The sequence below is a fragment of the Paenibacillus sp. V4I7 genome, from assembly GCF_030817275.1.
GTDB lineage: Bacteria > Bacillota > Bacilli > Paenibacillales > NBRC-103111 > Paenibacillus_E.
In genome coordinates this window covers 6539377-6563087 of sequence record NZ_JAUSZD010000002.1, presented here as the reverse complement: position 1 = coordinate 6563087, position 23711 = coordinate 6539377, and the positions used below count along the sequence as shown (strand labels likewise).

General features: G+C 47.4%; 14 protein-coding genes, 3 rRNA genes and 1 riboswitch. All 17 genes read left to right on the top strand.

The genetic code is table 11. The features are described from left to right. Nucleotides 1–60 precede the first annotated feature (60 nt). Nucleotides 61–1038 (top strand): AAA family ATPase, encoded by a 978-nt coding sequence (locus QFZ80_RS30720; RefSeq protein WP_307551874.1) that lies wholly within the window; start codon nt 61–63, stop codon nt 1036–1038. 10 nt (nt 1039–1048) lie between these two features. Further along, on the top strand, nt 1049–2263 hold the full coding sequence (locus tag QFZ80_RS30715; protein ID WP_307562495.1) for a DUF58 domain-containing protein: 1215 nt from the start codon (nt 1049–1051) through the stop codon (nt 2261–2263). Further along, nucleotides 2250–4679, top strand: a complete 2430-nt coding sequence (locus QFZ80_RS30710; protein ID WP_307562493.1) for a transglutaminase-like domain-containing protein — start codon at nt 2250–2252, stop codon at nt 4677–4679. The genes QFZ80_RS30715 and QFZ80_RS30710 overlap by 14 nt, the downstream gene beginning before the upstream one ends. A gap of 163 nt (nt 4680–4842) precedes the next feature. Beyond that, nucleotides 4843–6381 (top strand): glutamine-hydrolyzing GMP synthase, encoded by a 1539-nt coding sequence (gene guaA, locus QFZ80_RS30705; protein WP_307562491.1) that lies wholly within the window; start codon nt 4843–4845, stop codon nt 6379–6381. A gap of 95 nt (nt 6382–6476) precedes the next feature. After that, nucleotides 6477–6577: riboswitch (purine riboswitch) on the top strand. A 137-nt stretch (nt 6578–6714) separates the two neighbouring features. After that, a complete protein-coding gene (locus QFZ80_RS30700) occupies nt 6715–8118 on the top strand; it encodes an NCS2 family permease (protein WP_307551884.1) in 1404 nt (467 codons plus the stop codon). A gap of 408 nt (nt 8119–8526) precedes the next feature. Then, nucleotides 8527–10068, top strand: a 16S ribosomal RNA gene (locus QFZ80_RS30695). A 242-nt stretch (nt 10069–10310) separates the two neighbouring features. Further along, nucleotides 10311–13228: ribosomal RNA gene (locus tag QFZ80_RS30690) — 23S ribosomal RNA — on the top strand. A 68-nt stretch (nt 13229–13296) separates the two neighbouring features. After that, nucleotides 13297–13413, top strand: a 5S ribosomal RNA gene (gene rrf / locus QFZ80_RS30685). The 16S, 23S and 5S rRNA genes sit together here, the layout of an rRNA operon. 507 nt (nt 13414–13920) lie before the next feature. Continuing rightward, the gene (gene chrB / locus QFZ80_RS30680; protein ID WP_373460209.1) at nt 13921–14511 is read left to right on the top strand and encodes a chromate efflux transporter ChrB; all 591 of its coding nucleotides are present in this window, start codon (nt 13921–13923) and stop codon (nt 14509–14511) included. After that, nucleotides 14508–15041, top strand: a complete 534-nt coding sequence (chrA, locus tag QFZ80_RS30675; RefSeq protein WP_307562489.1) for a chromate efflux transporter ChrA — start codon at nt 14508–14510, stop codon at nt 15039–15041. Before chrB ends, chrA begins: the two co-directional genes overlap by 4 nt. 354 nt (nt 15042–15395) lie before the next feature. Beyond that, complete coding sequence (locus QFZ80_RS30670; protein WP_307564278.1) at nt 15396–16901, top strand: ABC transporter ATP-binding protein; 1506 nt, start codon at nt 15396–15398, stop codon at nt 16899–16901. A gap of 68 nt (nt 16902–16969) precedes the next feature. Further along, a complete protein-coding gene (locus tag QFZ80_RS30665) occupies nt 16970–18019 on the top strand; it encodes an ABC transporter permease (RefSeq protein WP_373460445.1) in 1050 nt (349 codons plus the stop codon). Nucleotides 18020–18076: 57 nt separating this feature from the next. Continuing rightward, nucleotides 18077–19012 carry an ABC transporter permease gene (locus QFZ80_RS30660; RefSeq protein ID WP_307551890.1) on the top strand — a complete coding sequence of 312 codons (936 nt, stop codon included), beginning with the start codon at nt 18077–18079 and terminating at the stop codon, nt 19010–19012. 19 nt (nt 19013–19031) lie between these two features. Continuing rightward, complete coding sequence (locus QFZ80_RS30655) at nt 19032–19520, top strand: nucleoside deaminase (RefSeq protein WP_307562485.1); 489 nt, start codon at nt 19032–19034, stop codon at nt 19518–19520. Between the two features lie 189 nt (nt 19521–19709). Then, nucleotides 19710–20843, top strand: coding sequence for a multiple monosaccharide ABC transporter substrate-binding protein (gene chvE, locus QFZ80_RS30650; protein WP_307551892.1), 1134 nt, complete (start codon nt 19710–19712; stop codon nt 20841–20843). A 93-nt stretch (nt 20844–20936) separates the two neighbouring features. After that, nucleotides 20937–22487 (top strand): multiple monosaccharide ABC transporter ATP-binding protein, encoded by a 1551-nt coding sequence (mmsA, locus tag QFZ80_RS30645; protein ID WP_307551894.1) that lies wholly within the window; start codon nt 20937–20939, stop codon nt 22485–22487. After that, the gene (mmsB, locus tag QFZ80_RS30640) at nt 22471–23634 is read left to right on the top strand and encodes a multiple monosaccharide ABC transporter permease (protein ID WP_307551896.1); all 1164 of its coding nucleotides are present in this window, start codon (nt 22471–22473) and stop codon (nt 23632–23634) included. The genes mmsA and mmsB overlap by 17 nt, the downstream gene beginning before the upstream one ends. Nucleotides 23635–23711 lie beyond the last annotated feature (77 nt).

Genomic DNA, 23711 nt, shown 5'->3' with positions numbered 1-23711 from the left:
TAAAATAGTAGAGGGCTGGAAAAACTAGAAGCATACCCTTATAAAGGAGGCTTCTTGTCTATGCAGTCGAAAACCCGAATATTCGATCAGCCGCAGCCTCTCGTGGAACGGATGATCATGAACGTAGAGAAAGTAATTGTTGGAAAGAGAGAGACGATAGAGAAAGCGTTCGTTGCTATGCTGAGCGGCGGCCATCTTTTGCTAGAAGACGTACCCGGTGTTGGGAAAACGATGCTTGTACGTGCCTTGGCTAGGACGATTGGTTGTGAGTTTAAGAGAATTCAGTGCACGCCTGATTTATTGCCGTCTGATGTAACTGGTGTGTCTGTATTTAACGTGAAGACGAATGATTTTGAGTTTCGCCCTGGACCTCTAATGACGCCAATCGTATTGGCAGACGAATGTAACCGTACCTCACCGAAGACACAATCTGCTTTCTTAGAGGCGATGGAAGAGAAGCGGGTTACCATTGACGGGGTCAGCTATGAATTGCCGAAACCTTTCGTCTTATTAGCTACGCAAAACCCAGTGGACTATGAAGGTACTTATGCGCTGCCGGAAGCTCAAATGGATCGTTTTATGATGAAATTGTCACTTGGTTATCCGACGCCGGAACAAGAAATTCTGATGCTGGATCGCCTACAGGATCGCCAGCCGCTGGATCACTTGAAGCCTGTTATTGTACAGGATGAGTTTGTGCAATTGCAAAGAGAAGCAACCATGATTCATGTCGATAATACGTTAAAAGATTTCATTGTTCGTCTGGCCTTGGCAACTAGGGACCATGCTGATTTGTACTTGGGTGCAAGTCCAAGGGCATCCTACGCCTTAATGCGTGCTGCGCAAACGTCTGCTTATATGAAGGGCAGAAGCTTCGTGGTACCGGATGATATCAAGGATTTGGTGCTGCCGATCTGGATGCATCGGCTCATTCTGACTTCTGAAGCACGAATGACCGGCAAGTCGGCGGATACGATTTTGACAGGTTTACTTGCTTCCATGCAAACTCCAGTTCTCCGTTACGTTTCGGCGAAGTAGGGGCCAACATATGAAAAGCTGGGGTAAAACGACACTGTTGGCTGTGGGAAGTGTGCTGTCTATCATTTTGGCGTATTGGCAAGGTGGATTTGCCGCTTGGTATTTAGGAATTTGTTTAACATTAATATGGGTCCAGGCTGGACTATTTTATGTATTCGCAATAAAAGGACTAACCGTTAACCGGCAGTTGTCAGGCGAAGTTTTCGTGTCGGGTGAAGATGTTACCATCACTTTGCAAGTTGGGCATCGTACATTATTGCCGCTGCCTTGGATGATCGTTAAGGAAACATGGGTACATGAAGGAAGCGGGGGGAAGCTGAGCTATAGCAAGCTGCTTTTCCCGGGGTTTCGATCAGCCTTAATCCTCCATTATAAAATGACGAGTCTTATGCGAGGCGTTTATCGTTTTGCAGGCTTTGAAGCAGTGACCGGTGATTTATTTGGTTTTGCTGTTCGAAAAGCATATCGTGATGATCTTCACCGGTGTGTTGTTTATCCAAGACCAGATTCTTTGACCGGAACCGGCATGAGGTTTCAATCGGAGGATGGTGATGTGCCTACTATTCGTGGCCCTAAAGTCGATACTCCGCTGATTAGCGGTGTTCGTGACTATGTCAGCGGTGATCCCTACCACCGCATCCATTGGAAATCCACAGCCAGGCTGAGCCGGCTGATGACCAAAGACCCCGAGCAAGCATCCTCCGCGAAGCAGATGCTGCTGCTCGACGCGGCGCCTGCGGCGGGTCCAGCTGAGGCGGCGCAGCCGCTGCTGGAGAAGGGCGTCGCCCTCGCGGCTGGCTTCTTCGAAGCCGCCGCTGGCGGGCGCGAGAGCTGCGGCTTCGCCAGCAGCTCGGGCAGCAGGCGAATCGCGCCGACGATTCGCCCTGATCTAACGCTCGCGTACGAAGTACTCGCGAGCGTAGGCGGCAAGCCCTCCCTTAGCTTTCCTGACCTCGTCAGGAAAGAGGCGGCGGACTTGCCGCTGGATGCGTCGATGCTGTGCATCACATCGACGCTGGACCTTGCGCTGGTGCGCGCTATCGCGGATGCGCGCACCAAGCGCCGGTCCGTGCACGTGATCTACGTGCACGCGCGGCCCTCCCTCTCGGTCGCAGAGCGAGAGGGGGCTTCTCAGCTGCAGGCCGTAGGCTGCAGCTTCACGGAAGTGCCGCACCCGCGGAGCCAGTGGCCAAAGCAAGGAGGTGTCGCGGATGCAACCGCTTGAACCTAACCGCGCGCCGCGCGCTCTTTCACGCCCTTTACGCACTAGCGCTGACTCGTCACGCTTGAAGTCTCGCTCTTTAAGTACTAACTCTTTAAGCACTGACTCTTTAAGCACTAGCTCTATACACGCAAGCGCCGAGCCCGCAGCCGCTATCCCATCAAGTCCAATCTTCCATTCAAGCGCCATCTCTAACGCACAGTCATCATCGCCAATCACCAACACCTTTTTCCGAGACAGTCTAATCTCGCTGCTGCTCTTCCTGCTGCTTTCAGAGTGGCTCCGTCCTCTAGCCTGGATGGCCGATGCCTCCATTCAAATCGGTCCTATACTGGTCGTATTTGCGATCTGCATCGCTATAGACTGCTTCAAGGTCCCTTATGTTTGGGGATGGACAGCCAAAAGTGTCATTATCCTGCTCTTCATCGGCTTTATGTTTGACCGTGAAGGCTTTCTAACCGGAGCATGGCTCATCGATTTGGTGAGGACTATTTCTCAGGATTTGGTTCACATCGTTCAAGCTCATTTCGACCTTATCAGTGGTCAAATGCGAACGCTGCTCTTTCTATTAGGTTGGTCGCTCCTGATCTCCGTGGTGCAGGCCCTAATGCTTCAGAGGCAGCACAGTCTCTGGTTTGTTGCGGCCACGCTCATCTATCTTGTCTTCTTACAGTTGGTGCTTGGCGCGGATACGGTTCAGGGGATTATGCGCACAATAGGATATGGACTACTTCTGTTATCGCTGCTTAATCTTTCAAGAATTGAACAAACCTATGGGATCACTTCGGAGCGTTCGGGCGGTGTTTTTCAATGGATTGTAGTCAGCTTGGTCGTTGTAAGTGCGCTGGCTAGTGTAGGATGGTACTCAGCTAGGCAGGCGGAACCTACTCCTCTCATGAAACCTGTGAGCTGGGCGTATGTATACGATCGCATATTTGAACTCTACAAGGAAGATACGGGGGCGAGCGGTGCTTTTGCTAGATCTGGATACGGTCAAGACGACTCCTCTTTAGGAGGTCCACTACAGTTGGACACGACCCCAGTATTCACAGCCAGAACATCCGAATTAACCTACTGGCGCGGAGAATCCAAAAGCTTCTACGACGGCAAAGGCTGGACTGAGCCCAACCAAACACTAGAGCCTTACGTTTCTAGTAATCAGCCTGTAACAGACCGGTCAGTGATGCAGGAAATTTTGTGGAACACCAAGTCACCAAATAATCAATTGTTTGTGGGTGGGAAGTTACTGAGCGTTGATATGCTTTTGAGCGAGAAGGGGAAACCGCAAACACCGAGCAGCCTCCTTACCTCTAAATCTAATGGTAAAGTAACTCTGCCCGAGATTATGGATCCTTTGTCTTATTACAAAATAACGGTCCAACCTGTGCAGGAAGATCCCTCGGTACTTAATACAGATATGGGCAGTTATCCCTCTGACATTACAGGGGAATATCTCCAACTTCCAGCTGCTTTGCCGCGGTCTGTTCGCAGCATTGCCGAGCAAGTGACAGCGAATCGTTTGACGCCATATGCCAAAGCGGTTGCGATTGAGCAGTATTTAAGCAATACCTATACCTATAGTCTCGAAAAGCCAACGCATCCAAGCCGTAATGAGGATTTTGTTAGTCATTTTCTGTTCGTAGATCGAACAGGGTATTGTGATCATTTTTCAACTTCGATGGTTGTCATGCTTCGTTCTGTCGGGGTGCCTGCCCGCTGGGTAAAAGGTTTCGCTCCAGGGACACTGCAAGCATCTAGCGACGGTGATGGGCTCAAGGAAGTTATGGTTCGCAATCAAGATGCGCATTCATGGGTGGAGGTTTATTTTCCTTCTATGGGCTGGGTGCCGTTTGAGCCTACGCCGGGCTTCTCTGGTATTTCGTCCGACCATCCGAGAGAAACCTTGACGACAGCTGCCATGGAGCAAGCGGCGATGACAGCTTCACTCATGAACATTCCCGCAACAACTAAGTTTGCAACCAATCCAAGTGAGTGGCTCCATGCAACGAAGGATAGAATCGTCAATTTTGCAAAGCCTTATAGGGAAGCTTTCATTGTTCTAATCGGATGTTGTCTCCTTCTTGTGGGTATTTTCGTTTTGCTTAGGCGAAAAGGTTTCCTAGTCAATACGCGGCTGTATTTTCCAAATTACAAAAGCCAGCAGGGCAACTCACACCCCATGACACCTTATATGGATCGTTTATGGATGCAGCTTTTTCGAAAATACGGCGCAAAACCCGCGAACCTGACGGTGCGAGAGTACGTGACAACTCTAAATTTCAATGATCAACGGCAGAAACAAGCACTGCTCGAATTTGCCTTGATTTACGAAAGTGTACGCTATGATACGGCCAATTCACTGACCTGCACGAAGCGGGAAATCACCACGATTTGGAAAGCCATTCAAAAGACACATTAAACCCCTTTACATCCTAGGTACCTAATGTTTAAAATTAGTACCTATAAATAGTGATAAGCGGACAAGGGGGCCCCAAAGAGCGGAGATAGGCTTTGTAGTTTATCCCATTGCTTTAAGGGGAGCCCCTTAAACCTCAATTGCTATGAATCTAGGAGGTCGGATAATGAGTAAACCGAGTGAAATGATTGTCGTATTAGATTTTGGAGGCCAGTACAATCAACTGATTGCTAGACGAATTCGTGATTTGGGCGTTTACAGCGAGCTGCTGCCGTTCAATACAACTGTTGATAAAATTCGTGAGCTTAACCCTAAGGGGATTGTGTTCTCGGGCGGTCCGTCGAGCGTATACGGTGAAGGAGCTCCCGCTGTTGACGCAGGAATCTTTGATCTGGGTATTCCAATCTTGGGTATTTGCTATGGCATGCAGTTAATTGCTCACCAACTGAACGGTAAAGTTGAACGCGCTCATACGCGTGAATACGGTAAGGCTGATCTTTCATTTACGAATGAAAGCCCGCTAGTGAAAGGGTTAGAATCCAAACAAACCGTGTGGATGAGTCACGGCGATCACGTTTCCGTTCTGCCTGAAGGCTTCGTCATAGAAGCAAGCACGGATTCTCTTCCGATTGCTGCAATGAGTAACCGTGAGCGCAACATTCATGCCGTACAGTTCCACCCAGAAGTTCGTCACTCCCTTCAAGGGAATGAAATGATCCATAACTTTATTTATGGCGTATGCGGTTGCGAAGGCGACTGGACGATGTCCTCCTTTGTGGAAGACATGATCAAAGAGCTTCGTCAAGAAGTTGGCGACAAGAAAGTGCTATGTGCACTTAGCGGTGGCGTTGATTCATCCGTTGTTGCTATTCTGCTGCATAAAGCGATCGGCGCTCAGCTGACGTGTATGTTTATTGATCATGGTTTGCTGCGTCAAGGTGAAGCGGAGAGCGTTATGGACACCTTTGTTGGCAAATTCGATATGAAAGTGGTCAAAATTGATGCACGTGACCGTTTCCTCGGCAAACTTGCTGGCGTAGACGATCCCGAGCAAAAACGTAAAATTATCGGAACAGAATTTATTCGTGTATTCGAAGAGGAATCCAGTCAGTTCGATGACTTTACTTTCCTAGCCCAAGGTACTTTATACACAGATATCGTGGAAAGCGGTACAGCTACTGCTCAAACAATTAAATCACATCATAACGTAGGCGGACTGCCGAAAGATATGAAGTTCAAGCTTATCGAGCCGCTCAAAACACTGTTCAAAGACGAAGTGCGTAAAGTAGGCGAGGAATGTGGCCTTCCAGCTGCAATCGTATGGAGACAGCCTTTCCCAGGTCCTGGTCTAGCCATTCGAGTTCTAGGTGAAGTAACGGAGGATAAGCTGAAAATAGTTCGTGAATCCGACGCCATTCTGCGCGACGAAATTGCCAAAGCAGGCTTAGATCGTGAGATCTGGCAGTACTTCACAGCACTTCCGGGCATGAAAAGCGTGGGGGTTATGGGTGACGCAAGAACTTACTCTTATACCGTAGGTATTCGTGCTGTTACATCTATTGATGGAATGACAGCTGACTGGGCGCGTATCCCTTGGGACGTGCTAGAGAAGATTTCGGTTCGTATCGTTAACGAGGTTGAGAACGTGAATCGTATCGTTTATGACATCACGTCTAAACCGCCTGCTACTATTGAGTGGGAATAATATAAATCACTAGTAAAAGACGAACGTTATGGGAGAAAATACCCTAGTATCGTTCGTCTTTTTTTATTGACATCTGGTTATTTCCCAACTAAAATGTGTTATGGATAACAGTTTTTCGTATAATCTCGGGAATTGGCCTGAGAGTTTCTACGAGATCACCGCAAATGATCTGGCTACGAAAAAAAGGAACGGAATCCGTATGAGTTTCCACGTGCACCTTTACACATGGAAGGTAGCTCTCATATGGATAGCTCCTTTTTCGTACCCGGAATCAGGCATTATGATTCCGGGTTTTTTGCTGTTCCCCACATTCGTTTTAGGAGGAGTAGGAAAATGGATCGCTTTTTTAAATTGAAACAAAACGGCACGACAGTAAGAACTGAAATCATGGCGGGGATAACAACCTTCATGACGATGGCTTACATCCTTGCAGTAAATCCGGACATTCTGAGTGCTTTTAAATCGGGGGCTACCGGCGGTGACTGGACTTCGATTTTCTTGGCTACAGCGATTGCTGCGGGTGTAATGACGATTGCAATGGGGTTATTCGTTAACTTTCCAGTTGCACTAGCTCCTGGGATGGGCTTGAATGCTTACTTCGCGACCATCATTTTAACTTCGCAAGGTAAATTCACGTTTTCAATGGCTTTAGCAGCCGTATTCATTTCGGGGATTATTTTCATCATTCTTACTGTCACCAGAGTCCGCCAAACACTCCTAGTGGCTGTTCCAGACAGCTTGAAGCATGCGATTACCGTGGGTATTGGTTTGTTTATCGCAATGATCGGTTTCAAGAACAGCGGCATCCTAACCGTTGCTGTTGAAAGTGGCAAAGATATTAAGGCACATCAATTTACAGATGTACTTTCATTTGAAACTGTGTTCCACATGGGTTCATTAGAAGATAAAAGCGTAATTTTGACGATCATCGGGATTTTGTTGATTTCTATCTTTATGGTGCTTAGACTGCGCGGCGCTATCTTGTTTGGTATTTTGGCTACAACAATCATTGGATATTTCATGGGTATGGTTAATCTCGGTACTTTGACTAGTGCAGAGACAACATGGATTCCTGATTTGTCCAAGCTTCGTTTCGCTGATTTTGATTTTGCAGGCATTATGACAACTGGGATTATTTCCGTTATCGCTACATTTACGTTTGTTGAGCTCTTTGACACATTCGGTACGATGGTTGGAACAGCAAATCGCGCTGGTATTATGAAGAATAAAGAAGAAGGCAACAAGCGCGTAGGTAAAGCCATGTTCGTGGATGCCATTGGTGTTAGTGGCGGTGCGTTGGTTGGGACAAGTACCGTTACTGCTTTCGTAGAAAGCGCAGCGGGTGTAGCGGAAGGTGGACGTACAGGTTTAACGGCGGTAACTACAGGCGTATGTTTCTTGCTTGCCCTGTTCTTAGCTCCGATTGCCATGTTGGTTCCTGGTTCTGCGACAGCGGCAGCGTTGATCGTGGTTGGTGTTCTTATGGTTCAATCCATTCGTGAGATCGACTTTCAAGACTTTGTTCTGGCGATCCCAGCGTTCCTTACAATCGTATTGATGCCTTTCACTTACAATATTGCGAATGGTATCTCCTTCGGTATCGTTACGTATGTTGTTCTGGCGGCGGCTTCTAACTTAGGTGGCAAAAGTCAGACGCGTTATCCGATTCACTGGTTAATGTGGGTACTGGCGATTCTAATCCTAGCTCGTTACATCTTTATAGGAAGCCAAGGTTAAAAAGGCTCAAGCTCTGGTGCATTACGCACTGGAGCTTTTTTATTATTAATGAAACGAAGAGATTCTTTATTTCGGAATAGGGGGGGACGTCGTCCAACTAATGCATTTCCATATTTATCAAGGTATAAAAAGCTTGCAATCAGTTTGTGGATTTGTTATATTACTCCTTGTCGCTTCGGCGGTCGAACGAAAGAACGAAAGAAATCAAAAAAAGTTCTTGCAATCGAGTAGGCTGATGTGGTATATTAATCAAGTCGCCTTTGAGGGGCGAAGGATTAAAACGAAAGAAATTGATCTTTGAAAACTGAACAACGAGTGAGTAAGCACGAACGAGAAATCGTTCAAAAAAGAGATTGCAAAATCTCGCTAGCAAGTCAATGAGCAATTAAGCTTTCAAATAGTTTTACTATTATGGAGAGTTTGATCCTGGCTCAGGACGAACGCTGGCGGCGTGCCTAATACATGCAAGTCGAGCGGATTTATCCTTCGGGATAAGTTAGCGGCGGACGGGTGAGTAACACGTAGGTAACCTGCCTATAAGATCGGGATAACTATCGGAAACGATAGCTAAGACCGGATAACTGGTTTTCTCGCATGAGAGAATCATGAAACACGGAGCAATCTGTGGCTTATAGATGGGCCTGCGGCGCATTAGCTAGTTGGTAGGGTAACGGCCTACCAAGGCGACGATGCGTAGCCGACCTGAGAGGGTGAACGGCCACACTGGGACTGAGACACGGCCCAGACTCCTACGGGAGGCAGCAGTAGGGAATCTTCCGCAATGGACGCAAGTCTGACGGAGCAACGCCGCGTGAGTGATGAAGGTTTTCGGATCGTAAAGCTCTGTTGCCCTAGACGAACAGCAAGAGGAGTAACTGCCTTTTGTGTGACGGTATAGGAGAAGAAAGCCCCGGCTAACTACGTGCCAGCAGCCGCGGTAATACGTAGGGGGCAAGCGTTGTCCGGAATTATTGGGCGTAAAGCGCGCGCAGGCGGTCAATTAAGTTGGGTGTTTAAGCCCGGGGCTCAACCCCGGTTCGCATCCAAAACTGGTTGACTTGAGTGTAGGAGAGGAAAGTGGAATTCCACGTGTAGCGGTGAAATGCGTAGAGATGTGGAGGAACACCAGTGGCGAAGGCGACTTTCTGGCCTATAACTGACGCTGAGGCGCGAAAGCGTGGGGAGCAAACAGGATTAGATACCCTGGTAGTCCACGCCGTAAACGATGCATACTAGGTGTTGGGGATTCGATTCCTCGGTGCCGAAGTTAACACAGTAAGTATGCCGCCTGGGGAGTACGCTCGCAAGAGTGAAACTCAAAGGAATTGACGGGGACCCGCACAAGCAGTGGAGTATGTGGTTTAATTCGAAGCAACGCGAAGAACCTTACCAGGTCTTGACATCCCGATGTAACACCTAGAGATAGGTGCCCTCTTCGGAGCATTGGAGACAGGTGGTGCATGGTTGTCGTCAGCTCGTGTCGTGAGATGTTGGGTTAAGTCCCGCAACGAGCGCAACCCTTGATCTTAGTTGCCAGCACTTTGGGTGGGCACTCTAAGATGACTGCCGGTGACAAACCGGAGGAAGGTGGGGATGACGTCAAATCATCATGCCCCTTATGACCTGGGCTACACACGTACTACAATGGTCGGTACAACGGGAAGCGAAGCCGCGAGGTGGAGCCAATCCTTATAAGCCGATCTCAGTTCGGATTGCAGGCTGCAACTCGCCTGCATGAAGTCGGAATTGCTAGTAATCGCGGATCAGCATGCCGCGGTGAATACGTTCCCGGGTCTTGTACACACCGCCCGTCACACCACGAGAGTTTACAACACCCGAAGTCGGTGGGGTAACCCGCAAGGGAGCCAGCCGCCGAAGGTGGGGTAGATGATTGGGGTGAAGTCGTAACAAGGTAGCCGTATCGGAAGGTGCGGCTGGATCACCTCCTTTCTATGGAGACTCGGATCTGAAAGATCCAGTCAAGTGCGAAAGCACAAATCGCTTACTCACTCGTGTTCAGTTTTGAAAGAGCAATCTTTCAAAAGCATTACAGTTGTTCCTTGAAAACTAGATAACGAAACAAAACGTAAAGTAAGAACTTAGGTTGCTTGATTCTAACGAATCTTGCAAAAATCTTTAAAGTTTTTTCAGCTTAGGAGAGACTTTAGCTAACGCTAAAGATCCCTATAAATGGTTAAGCTAGAAAGAGCACACGGAGGATGCCTAGGCACTAGGAGCCGAAGAAGGACGTGGCGAACGACGAAATGCCTCGGGGAGCCGTAAGCAGGCTTTGATCCGGGGATGTCCGAATGGGGGAACCCAGCTGTGGTAATGCGCAGTTACCATGCAGTGAATACATAGCTGCATTGGAGGCATACCCAGGGAACTGAAACATCTAAGTACCTGGAGGAAAAGAAAACAAAAGTGATTCCGTCAGTAGCGGCGAGCGAAAGCGGAATAGCCCAAACCAAGGAGCTTGCTCCTTGGGGTTGTAGGACCTCGTTGTGGGGTTAGTTCGGTAGGCGAAGTGATCTGGAAAGGTCCGGCATAGAAGGTAAAAGCCCTGTAGCCAAAATCGAACGAAACCCCTAGAGGTATCCTGAGTACGGCGGGTCACGTGAAACCCCGTCGGAATCCGGCAGGACCATCTGCCAAGGCTAAATACTCCCTAGTGACCGATAGTGAAGCAGTACCGTGAGGGAAAGGTGAAAAGCACCGCGGAAGCGGAGTGAAAAAGAACCTGAAACCGTGTGCTTACAAGAAGTCAGAGCCCTCTATATGGGTGATGGCGTGCCTTTTGTAGAATGAACCGGCGAGTTACGTTCCCGTGCGAGGTTAAGTTGAAAAGACGGAGCCGCAGCGAAAGCGAGTCTGAATAGGGCGCTTTAGTACGTGGACGTAGACCCGAAACCGTGTGATCTACCCCTGTCCAGGGTGAAGGTGAGGTAACACTCACTGGAGGCCCGAACCCACGCATGTTGAAAAATGCGGGGATGAGGTGGGGGTAGCGGAGAAATTCCAATCGAACTCGGAGATAGCTGGTTCTCCCCGAAATAGCTTTAGGGCTAGCCTCGGATGTTGAGTTGTGGAGGTAAAGCACTGATTGGGTGCGGGGCCCGCCAAGGGTTACCAAGTCCAGTCAAACTCTGAATGCCACAAACTTAAATCCGGGAGTCAGACAGTGAGTGCTAAGATCCATTGTCAAAAGGGAAACAGCCCAGACCATCAGCTAAGGTCCCCAAGTGTGTGTTAAGTGGGAAAGGATGTGGAGTTGCACAGACAACCAGGATGTTGGCTTAGAAGCAGCCACCATTGAAAGAGTGCGTAATAGCTCACTGGTCGAGTGACTCTGCGCCGAAAATGTAACGGGGCTAAACACGCCACCGAAGCTATGGCTTGCACTTTAGTGCATGGGTAGGGGAGCGTTGTATGTACGTTGAATTCTGACCGTAAGGACAGGTGGAGCGCATACAAGTGAGAATGCCGGTATAAGTAACGAAAAGATCAGTGAGAATCTGATCCGCCGAAAACCTAAGGGTTCCTGAGGAAGGCTCGTCCGCTCAGGGTAAGTCGGGACCTAAGGCGAGGCCGAAAGGCGTAGTCGATGGACAACAGGTGGAAATTCCTGTACCACCGTAGCCGTTATGAGCGATGGAGTGACGCAGAAGGATAGTGACGCGAGCTGATGGATGCTCGTCCAAGCAGTGAGGCTGATGTGTAGGCAAATCCGCACATCGTTAAGGCTGGGCTGTGATGGGGAGGGAAATTTAAGTACCGAAGGTCATGAGTTCACACTGCCAAGAAAAGCTTCTAGCCAGGCGAAGGTGCCCGTACCGCAAACCGACACAGGTGGGTGAGAAGAGAATTCTAAGGCGCGCGGAAGAACTCTCGTTAAGGAACTCGGCAAAATGACCCCGTAACTTCGGGAGAAGGGGTGCCTCGGTAGGGTGAATAGCCCGAGGGGGCCGCAGTGAAAAGGCCCAAGCGACTGTTTAGCAAAAACACAGGTCTGTGCGAAGCCGCAAGGCGAAGTATACGGGCTGACGCCTGCCCGGTGCTGGAAGGTTAAGAGGAGTGGTTAGGGTGCAAGCCCGAAGCTATGAATTGAAGCCCCAGTAAACGGCGGCCGTAACTATAACGGTCCTAAGGTAGCGAAATTCCTTGTCAGGTAAATTCTGACCCGCACGAATGGCGTAACGACTTGGGCGCTGTCTCAACGAGAGATCCGGTGAAATTTTAATACCTGTGAAGATGCAGGTTACCCGCGACAAGACGGAAAGACCCCATGGAGCTTTACTGCAGCTTGATATTGGACTTTGGTACGATCTGTACAGGATAGGTGGGAGCCTTTGAAGCCTGAGCGCCAGCTTGGGTGGAGGCATCGTTGGGATACCACCCTGATCGTATCGGAGTTCTAACCTGGTACCGTGATCCGGTATGGGGACAGTGTCAGGTGGGCAGTTTGACTGGGGCGGTCGCCTCCTAAAATGTAACGGAGGCGTTTAAAGGTTCCCTCAGAATGGTTGGAAATCATTCGCAGAGTGCAAAGGCATAAGGGAGCTTGACTGCGAGACCTACAAGTCGAGCAGGGACGAAAGTCGGACTTAGTGATCCGGTGGTACCGAATGGAAGGGCCATCGCTCAACGGATAAAAGCTACCCTGGGGATAACAGGCTTATCTCCCCCAAGAGTCCACATCGACGGGGAGGTTTGGCACCTCGATGTCGGCTCATCGCATCCTGGGGCTGAAGTAGGTCCCAAGGGTTGGGCTGTTCGCCCATTAAAGCGGTACGCGAGCTGGGTTCAGAACGTCGTGAGACAGTTCGGTCCCTATCTGTCGCGGGCGTAGGAAATTTGAGAGGAGCTGTCCTTAGTACGAGAGGACCGGGATGGACGTACCGCTGGTGTACCAGTTGTCTCGCCAGAGGCATCGCTGGGTAGCTATGTACGGAGGGGATAAGCGCTGAAAGCATCTAAGCGCGAAGCCCCCCTCAAGATGAGATTTCCCAGTATGTAAGACCCCTTGTAGACGACGAGGTTGATAGGTTCGAGGTGGAAGTGCAGCAATGCATGCAGCTGACGAATACTAATCGGTCGAGGGCTTAACCAATAAACCTAAAATTCTAACTTTACGCAAGTTTCGTATCTAGTTTTCAAGGCGCAAACACGCTTTGACTGTTTGGTGATGATGGCGGAGGGGACCCACGCGTTCCCATCTCGAACACGACCGTTAAGCCCTCCAGCGTCGATGGTACTTGAACCGCAGGGTTCTGGGAGAGTAGAACGTTGCCAAGCACAAAAGAAACCTTACAAGGAGAAATCCTCGTAAGGTTTCTTTTTATATATTTAAAACCCTAGAAGCTCCTATTTTGCTCAAGATCTACCCAAACCAAGCCACATCATGAGAATAAGAATCTCTAATGACTCTTATTCCCGCAGAAATCACCAAAAATTCATAAATAACAGTCTCTAAAAGCTCTTATTCTACGCAAAGTAGCGCAAATCAAGCCCCATCCTACAAATAAGAGTCTTCAAAGACTCCTATTTCCACAGACAGTACCATAAATTCAAAAATAGCAGCTTCTAGAGACTCTAATCTTGTTCAACGTCTACCCACACTAAGCACATTCCCCCCCATTTACAGCTTTTACACAATTTCAAGCCAAGTCCCAAGAATTTGAAGAATCTTTGTCATTTTTACAAAGATGAGAAAAGAATCGAATGAATCCTTTCAACTTATATTACAATAAAGCTTAGTTTACTTTATTGTTAATGGTGTTACAGAGATAGGAGTGATACATAGTGGGAAATGCCTATGTTCAGATAGGTATGGCGATGTTCCGGACGGGGATATTGGGATATGGCGGCGGGCCGTCGATTGTGCCGTTGATAAGGTACGAGGCGGTTACGCGGTTTCAATGGATGAAGGATGAGGAATTCATGGAAGTGCTGGCGATAGCTAATACACTTCCCGGACCGATAGCAACGAAACTAGCAGGGTATCTTGGATATCGGCTCAAAGGGGGATGGGGAGCAGCGATTGGTGTTTTAGCTCACATTGTTCCTACCTGCGCAGCAATGGTGGGGTTGTATTCGTTTATTAATTTCTTTAGTACTTCTCAAGTGATTAAAGGCATGATAGCGGCGGTAGTGCCTATTGTAGCGGTGATGTTAGGCGTAATGGCGTATGAGTTCGGGGAGAAAGCGGTTAAAGGCTTGGGTTGGACGGCAGGCCTCACATTTTTTGTAATTTCATTCTTGCTGCTGCAGACTTTCTCTGTGCATCCGGCTATTGTTATTTTTATTTTTTTACTATATGGCGCTTTCCATCATAAGCTAAAGGACAAGTGGAGCAAGAACAAGAAGCAGCTTGGCAAAGGTGATGGCGTATGAGTGAGTGGTGGCATTTACTTGTTAGCTTCTTTCTAGCTAATGTGTTCGGATACGGAGGAGGGCCCTCGTCGATCCCGCTCATGTATCAAGAGATTGTTCCTAATCATGCTTGGATGACCAGCAGTGGATTCTCGAACATGTTAGCGTTAGGGAATGCGCTGCCTGGACCGATTGCTACGAAAATTGCCGCATATGTTGGCTTTCAAATCAGTGGTTGGGTCGGTGTTCTAATTGCAGTGGCTGCAACGGTTGTTCCTTCCATTATTGCACTCATCATTTTGCTGAATATCCTGCAGAAATATAAACAATCTCCTGTAATTAAAGGAATGACGCTGCTTGTCCAGCCTGTTATCGCGATCTTGATGGTGTTGGTCACGTGGAGCAGTATGGTGGAATCAACGAAAACGATAGGATACTTGCAGTTTATTGGTATTGCCGCAGTTGCTTTCTATCTCATTCAAAAGAGGAAGATTCACCCTGCATTTGTGATTGTGGCTGGTTTCGTTTATGGTGGTATATTTCTTTCTTAATTTAAAGAATAGCATAGTTAAAGGGGCACTTTTCGTAAAAGAAGTGCTCCTTTTTAATTGTTGTGTAAGTTAATTTAACGTTATCTTTGGCAATAAGCACAAATGAATGCTTATTTTTCGTTAGACACCCAAAGTTAATGTCATGTTAATTGACGTACAAGTTTGCTCAACAGTATAGTGAGGAAAGATACATATAAACTGATTTCCTATAAATATGGACTTATGAGATATCCAACATATAGTTTCCAGTAACAGCAGATCCCAAAATGGGAGATGCTGTTTTGAATATATAGGGGGCTTAAAGGACGAGAAGGAGGGGGCTTATTGCATAAAACGGAGGGTTATTCAGTTGAGATGAACCAGATCGTCAAGCAGTTTGGTTCTGTTGTAGCTAATGATCATGTTGATTTCCGGGCAAAAGCTGGAGAGATTCATGCACTGTTAGGTGAGAACGGCGCCGGCAAAAGTACAATGATGTGTATGCTCTCAGGTGTATATCGCCCAACAAGCGGAGAGATTCTTATCCACGGTGAAAAGGTGCGAATTCGTTCGCCGAAGGATGCGATGAATCTAGGGGTTGGGATGGTCTTTCAAAATTTTCGACTAGTTCAAACGTTAACAGCCGCGGAGAATATTGTTCTTGGGGAGTCGTCTTCGTTCTGGCGCGGACCGCGATGGCTCGCTAGAAAGTCCGAAGAGATCGAGGCGATTTCGAAACATTTTGGTCTACCGTTTCCGGTGGACCGGCCCATTTGGCAGCTGTCGGTTGGGGAACAGCAGCGTGTTGAAATCGTGAAGACACTCTATCGGGGAGCGGATTTAATTATTTTGGATGAACCTACCTCGGTGTTGACACCAGGCGAGGTGGATCAGTTGTTTGAGACACTGAATCGCATGAAAAAAGAAGGTAAGACCGTGATTATGACGACGCATAAACTCAAGGAGGTTATGTTTGCTTCGGATCGCATATCCGTCATGCGTAAAGGCAAGATGATCGCAACGATGGCGAAGTCGGAAACGAACGAGAGGGATCTGGCGCAGCTCATGGTCGGCACGGAGAGCCTAGAAAGCCGCACGGTTGTTAGAGATAAACCGCAAGGTAAGCCGATGCTTGTGGTGGGTGGTTTGGATGTGTATGCGGATCATGGACGCAAGGTGCTGGATGGGCTTCAGTTTCAAGTGTATGAAGGCGAGATTGTTGGAGTTGCCGGGGTGTCTGGAAACGGGCAGAAGGAGCTTGCGGAGGTGTTAACAGGACTTCGCGTATGGAAACAAGGCGATGTCCAATTTGACGGCAAGGCATTGCGTAACGGTTCAGTGCGCGCGGCCATAGAGCTGGGGATTGCCCATGTGCCGGAAAACAGCATGAAGAGCGGTCTAGCGGGCAGTTTGGGCTCCGTAGATAACTTGCTCTTCAAGACATATCGTTCTCCGGAACGATCTCGATTCGGTTTACTGCGCACAGGAAGCAATCGAAGCTGGGCGCAGAAGCTTGTTGAGCTGTTCGATGTGAGGACATCGGGGATTGATGCCCCCGTTCAGTACATGTCAGGGGGCAATCAGCAGAAGCTGCTTTTTGCCCGGGAAATTGATCAAGATCCGAAGCTGATGGTTGCCGTGCATCCAACGCAGGGGCTAGATGTAGGCGCAACTGAGGGTGTGCACCAATTGCTAGAGGAATTGCGCAGCAAGGGGAGTTCTGTTCTCTTAATATCTGAAGATTTGGATGAGGTGCTGCAGCTAGCCGACCGTATACTGGTCATGTACGACGGACGCATCGTGGGCAATATTCCCCGAGAGGAAGCGAGCCGTGAATATATGGGTATGTTGATGGCGGGGTCTGAGGAGGATGCAGGGTGAGTGAACAACAAACGGCGGGAACCATTCCGATAGAAAAAAAGGTGCCTAAGCGAGAAGCTAGTTTTCGTATGCCTTACCGTTTTGAGATTGATCCTGCAGGGCCAGCCAGTCCGTGGTGGGTGACGATCGTATCTATCGTCTTGGCGCTGTTGGCCTGCGGTATTTTTATAGCTTTAAATGGCATGAATCCGATTATGGTCTATGCCAAAATGCTCAAAGGTGCCTTTGGTTCTTCCTTTGGCATTACGGAGACCCTCGTGAAGGCGATTCCTCTGCTGCTTTGCGGTCTTGGCGTATCGATCGCGTACCGGATTTCGGTATGGAACATCGGTGCCGAGGGGCAGTTTTTGGCTGGAGCGATGGCGGCTACCGCAATTACGGTTTATTTTCCACAGCTGCCAATGTACATTTCGATTCCATCTATGGTGGTAGCGAGCATCGTAGCCGGTGGGGTCTGGGGATTGCTGACGGCGATCCCTAGGACCTATTTTCAAGTAAATGAACTAATTACATCCTTAATGTTGAATTATGTGGCTCTTCTTGCCTTGAATTATGCGGTATTCGGTCCATGGAAAGATCCGAAGGGCTTTAACTTCCCAGGATCCCCGATGTTCACCGCGGCGCAGTCATTACCTACTTTTGGAGCTACCCGACTTCATTTCGGGATCGTTTTTGCTATAGTTGCCGTGCTGTTCTACGCCTTTGTGATCCGATATACACGTTGGGGTTATGAGCTGCGCCTCATTGGTGCGAATGCGGAAGCTGCGCGGAATGCAGGAATTCGAATTTCCAGACATGTTCTCGTTGTTATGATCATTAGCGGCGGGGTGGCTGGATTAGCGGGGATGAGTGAAGTTTCCGGTGTGGCGCACCGACTTATGTATGGTATTTCGCCGGGGTATGGGTATACAGCCATTATTGTAGCTTGGCTTGCGAAGCTGAATCCGGTAGGGCTTGTGATATCATCGGTGCTGTTCGGAGGGCTCATTGTGGGAGGATACAGTGTGCAGACGATCGGTCTTCCTTCATCCACCTCTTCTATGATTCAAGGGGCTATCCTATTTTTCCTCATTGCGGGTGGTATGGCTGGGAAAATTCGCATTCGCCGTAATCGGTGAGAGGTGAGCTAATGGGTGAGCTTGGATTGAAATCATGCTGAAAGGGGAGGGAATGTCATGGATATTGTCACACAATTAATTGTTTCCGCTATCTCTTCCGGTACGCCGCTGCTGTTAGCTGTATTGGGTGGAATTCTTATCGAAAGATCAGGCATCACGCAACTGGGCGCAGAAGGACTGATGTTGATGGGGGCAGTGACTTCTTGTCTCGTTTTTATTCAAACCGGGAGTTTGGCGCTGACCCTTCTCTGTGTACTGGCAGTGGGCGGTATTCTGGGTTTGCTTCATGGATTTCTTTGTATAACCCTGCACGCCAATCAGGTCGTAAGTGGTCTGGCCATGACGATATTCGGCGCAGGTCTTAGCGCTTATCTTGGAAAGCGCGTTAGCGGCATCCCATTACCCGGAGCGGTACCAAAGTTAGATTTGCCATGGCTTGAGAATGTGCCGTTTATTGGGAAGATTTTTGCGCACTTAGATCTTTTCACTTGGTTTAGTTTTGTGCTGGTTATTGTCATGCATCTGTTCATCCATCGTACATCGTGGGGGCTTCATCTCAGAGCGGTAGGGGATAACCCGGCAACAGCTGACGTTATGGGCATTCCTGTTATCGCGATTCGTTACTTTTGTATCATTATTGGCTCCATATTGATCGGCATTGGGGGGGCTGATTTGCTGCTCGTGTACACGCCAACTTGGAACGAAGGCATGACCTCTGGACGCGGTTGGATTGCGGTGGCGCTCATTATTTTCGCGAGATGGAATCCGGTTCGTGCTTTGGTGTGCGCTTATTTCTTCGGTGTATTGGATACCTTGGGGTTCCGCGTTCAGCTTATTGGCAGTCATATCCCTTCTTATTTTCTTAAAATGATTCCGTACATCGTGACCATTCTGGTTCTGATGTTCCTAGGTTGGCGTAATCGCAATAAGCCTTCGGGTGCACCGGAAGCGCTAGGCGTTCCCTACATCAGGGAGCAAAGATTTCAAAGTTGAGCACAAGGGGTGGAGGTACGTGGTAACTGATCGTAATGGGCATATTCCATTTTTGAAAAGATGTATAGAGCTATCTGTGCTTGCCAGAGAATCGGGGAATACCCCGTTTGGTGCGCTACTGGTTGGATCGAATGGAGAAATATTGCTGGAGCAGGGGAATATCGAGATAACGGAGTCGAACTGCACCGGTCATGCGGAGACAACATTGATGGAGGCGGCCTCTAAGCGGTATAGCAAGAAAGAATTGTGGGAGTACACCTTGTATACGTCCGCAGAGCCATGCGCGATGTGTGCTGGATCCATTTATTGGGGGAACGTTGGGCGTGTAGTCTACGGAATATCGGAAAAATGTCTAGCCTCACTGACAGGTGATGATGAGCAGAATCCTACACTCGATCTACCGTGTCGTGAGGTATTTGCCAGAGGAAATAAGCCGATAGAAGTCATCGGCCCTATTCTTGAGGTAGAAGAGGAAGCTGTAGCAGCGCATGCTGGATATTGGTCTTAAACGTGTAAAAGAAAGCCGTCAGGATGATAAACTGGTGGCTTTTCTTTGTATTGTGCACATATGAAAGCGTTTAAATAAGTTTAATATTTATAAAAACGAGTTGTTTTTTTGAAAAGACGCTGAATGCCTTCAGCCCTATACTTAGGTCTATGAAACACGAACCTGAGATAAACGAGAGGGGTAATTCAGATGAAAAGAAGGTTATCTGTATTTATTTTATTGTCTTTGATATTAGTGATTTCCGCTTGCGGTGCTAAAACCGCTACAACGGAACAAAAAGATGCGGCAAGCACAGCGGCGCCTACAACAGCAGCCAAAACGGATGCGAAAGCCGGAGGTAAAGTAGGAATCTCGATGCCGACGAAATCATCGGAAAGATGGGTGAGCGACGGAGCTAACATGGTAAAGGAATTCGAAAAATTAGGTTATAAAACTGACCTGCAATATGCGGAAGACGTGATTGAGAACCAAGTAGCTCAAATTGAAAATATGATTACCAAAGGTGTTAATCTCCTCGTAATCGCACCGATTGACGGAGAATCTTTGACAGATGTTCTGAAGAAAGCGCATGATGCCAAAGTTGAGGTTATCGCGTACGATCGTCTAATCAAAAAGAGTGAGTTTGTCAGCTACTATGCTACTTTCGATAATTTCAAGGTAGGCGTACTGCAAGCCTCCTATATCGAGAAAAAGCTTGGTTTGAAAGATGGCAAAGGCCCATTCAATATTGAGCTTTTCGCTGGATCACCTGATGATAACAATGCACATTTCTTCTTTGATGGAGCCATTTCCGTACTGAAGCCTTACCTGGATTCCGGTAAATTAGTAGTGAAGAGCAAGCAAACAGGGTTCGAGCAAGTAGCTACATTAAGATGGGATGGTTCAGTTGCCCAATCCAGAATGGATAATCTGCTAAGCAAAAACTATGCTTCTGAGAAAGTTGATGCTGTGTTGTCACCTTATGATGGTATCAGTATCGGGATACTATCTTCCTTAAAAGGTGTTGGCTATGGGACAGCAAGCAAGCCACTTCCGGTTATTACGGGTCAAGATGCAGAGTTGGCGTCCGTCAAATCGATTATTTCCGGGGAACAAACACAAACGGTATTTAAAGATACTCGTGAGTTGGCTAAAAAAGCGGTTGCGATCGCAGACAGTGTTCTAAAAGGAAACAAAGCCGAAGTGAACGATACGAAAACATATAATAATGGCGTTAAAGTTGTTCCTGCTTACCTGCTTGAGCCTGTGTCTGTAGATGCATCCAACTATGAATCCATCTTGGTAACCAGCGGTTATTACACAAAAGATAAATTAGGTAAATAATTATTATCAATCTAGGAACTGCCTAAATGATCTAGTGATAGCCGAGTATGACTATCGCTAGATCATTTATTACATGGAAGGCTTGGTGATCGCATGTCGGATGCCATATTGGAAATGAAAAATATTACGAAAACATTTCCGGGTGTGAAAGCGCTCAGTAATGTGAATTTACGTGTTCAAGAAGGTGAGATTCACGCCTTGCTTGGTGAGAATGGTGCAGGCAAGTCAACGCTTATGAAAGTATTAAGCGGCGTATATCCACACGGGTCCTATGATGGCGATATTTTATTCAAGGGTCAAGTATGTGAGTTCAAGGATATCAAACAAAGCGAAAATCTGGGAATCGTCATTATTCACCAAGAATTAGCTCTTATTCCTTATTTATCGATTGCAGAAAATATCTTTTTGGGGAATGAACAAGCTTCACGAGGGATCATCAATTGGAACGAAACCATTATGAAGACGAGGGAATTGCTGCAAAAGGTTGGATTAAGTGAGCAGCCTACGACCTTGACGCTCAATATTGGTGTCGGCAAGCAGCAATTGGTGGAAATTGCAAAAGCGTTATCAAAGAAGGTGAAGCTGCTGATCTTGGATGAACCTACAGCTGCCCTAAATGAAGAGGATAGCGATAATCTGCTGAATTTATTGTTGGAATTTAAGAAACAAGGGATCTCTTCCATTCTGATTTCCCACAAATTAAATGAAATTTCTAAGGTGGCAGATTCCATTACCATTCTTAGGGATGGTCAAACCATAGAAACGTTGGATATGAGAAAAGACCAGATTACCGAAGACCGCATTATTAAAGGCATGGTGGGCCGGGATTTAACACATCGTTATCCAATCAGGGAGCCGCAAATCGGCGAGACGTTGTTTGAAGTAAAGGATTGGAATGTCTATCATCCTCTGCAAGACAATCGTAAAGTCATCGATCAAGTAAATTTGAACATTCGTAAAGGTGAAATTGTCGGTATTGCCGGGTTAATGGGAGCAGGTAGAACGGAACTGGCAATGAGTATTTTCGGCAAATCCTATGGGAAGAAAATCAGCGGTCATTTATATAAAGATGGTAAGGAAATTCACCTGCCAACGATTGACAAGGCCATTAATCATGGTGTGGCATATGTAACGGAAGACCGTAAGAACTATGGGTTAATCTTGATTGATGATATTAAAAGAAACATAACGCTGGCAAGACTGGATAAGATTTCGAAAAATAAGGTCGTTAACGAGAATGAAGAAATTGTCCATGCGGAAAGCTTTCGGCAAAAGATGAATATTAAAACACCGAGCATTCTACAGAAAACAGGGAATTTGAGCGGTGGCAATCAACAGAAGGTTGTTTTAAGCAAATGGATCTTTTCAGAGCCGGATATTCTTATTCTTGATGAGCCAACACGGGGTATCGATGTTGGAGCCAAATATGAGATTTATACGATCATCAATCAATTAGCGATGGAGGGCAAAGGGATCCTGCTTATTTCCTCGGAGCTTCCCGAAATTCTAGGGATGTGTGACCGTGTTTACGTGATGAATGAGGGGAAAATGGTTGGCGAATTAAGTAAAGAGGAAGCTTCACAGGAAGAAATCATGAAATGCATAACGAGAGCAGGGGGACACATGCATGGAAACACTGAGTAAAATGTTCAAAAGCAATATCCGACAATATGGCATGATTATTGCGCTAGTTTTGATTACGGTATTTTTTCAAATTATGACGGATGGGGTTCTGTTGAAATCTCTGAATGTAACGAATTTGATTTTGCAAAATAGTTACATTTTGGTGCTGGCTATAGGCATGTTATTGGTCATTATCACTGGAAATATCGACCTTTCTGTAGGATCTGTAGCCGCTTTTGTAGGGGCAGTGTCCGCCGTTTTGATGGTCGATTTGAAAGTTCCTTTTGTCTTAGCAGTCATCATTTCTTTGGTCATTGGAGCATTGGTTGGGGCTTGGCAGGGCTTTTGGGTCGCTTATGTGAGAATTCCATCCTTTATCGTTACACTGGCGGGGATGCTCCTCTTCCGGGGGTTGACGATGATCGTTTTGAACGGGATGTCTATCGCGCCATTTCCGAAGACTTTTCAGAAAATCAGCTCTGGCTTTATTCCTGATGTATTAAATGGAAGCACTTTGCATAACACTACACTGGTCGTCGGAGTTGTATTATCCCTTATTTTGGTGTGGAGCGAACTTAGAAAAAGAAAGAGTCAACTCAAATATAAATTCGATGTCATGCCAATGGGATTCCTGATCGCCAAAATTGTTGTGATGGTTGGGATCATTAACGTATTCACATATGTACTGGCTAGCTATGAGGGTATTCCTAACATCCTGATTCTTTTGTTTGTGCTCGTTGTTATTTATACCTTCGTCATGAATAAAACGGTCATGGGACGCCATATTTATGCGCTCGGCGGAAGTGAAAAAGCAGCTAAATTATCAGGAATCAAAACGAAACATGTCACTTTCTGGGTGTTCGTAAATATGGGGGTAATGGCAGCGCTATCCGGTCTCGTATTTGCGGCAAGATTAAATGCGGCTACGCCTAAAGCAGGTGTGAACTTTGAGCTGGATGCTATCGCTGCTGTCTTCATTGGCGGTGCTTCCGCGACTGGCGGAATCGGTACGGTTATTGGTGCTCTCATCGGTGGACTTGTGATGGGTGTCATGAACAACGGGATGTCCTTAGTCGGTCTTGGTATTGACTGGCAGCAAGGTATCAAGGGCTTGGTGCTGTTATTTGCGGTAGGTTTTGATATTTACAATAAATCCAAAACTGCTTAGTCGGATGACATCCAGGAAATAGATCAAATAAGACTTTTCCTGAAGGGGAGGGTCTTATTTGCGGCTTAACCTACGGA